Here is a 363-nt window from a genome sequence, read left to right as displayed (position 1 = left end):
GGTTTGACAGCGGATTCCGGCTTTCGCGGCCGTTTTTGACGGTTGTTCGTCGCCGCGCGGCCTCGCGAGGACGCTCGGCGACGCCTTGATCCGCGTTTTCCCTGCTCGCGAGATCGTCGGGAATCGGAAGGCGTCGCAAGGGCCGGCGGAGCGACGCAGTTCCGGCGTTTTTGACCGCGATCGACAGAATCCGCCGCCGAACCGGAATCGGCATGCGCCGCCGCGCGCCGCTTTCCCGATCGGACGGCTTGCGATCGGGCGGGACGGGGGCCCGGCCGACGGCCGAAGAGGGCTTCCGAGCCGCCGGCGAGGTTTTCGCGGGACGGGCCGACCCGGGCTATGCCGACCCTGGTTTGACAGCGG

Annotated in this window: 1 protein-coding gene; it reads right to left on the bottom strand. The window is 70.0% G+C overall.

From position 1 onward, the window contains the following. On the bottom strand, positions 1 to 214 hold a 214-nt coding region (locus C1878_RS16780; RefSeq protein ID WP_206749709.1), incomplete at its 3' end, for a hypothetical protein. Between the last annotated feature and the right edge of the window lie 149 nt (positions 215 to 363).

Origin of the sequence: Gordonibacter sp. 28C (genome assembly GCF_003339845.1) — a bacterium.
GTDB lineage: Bacteria > Actinomycetota > Coriobacteriia > Coriobacteriales > Eggerthellaceae > Gordonibacter.
This window is presented reverse-complemented; position numbering and strand designations above follow the sequence as displayed.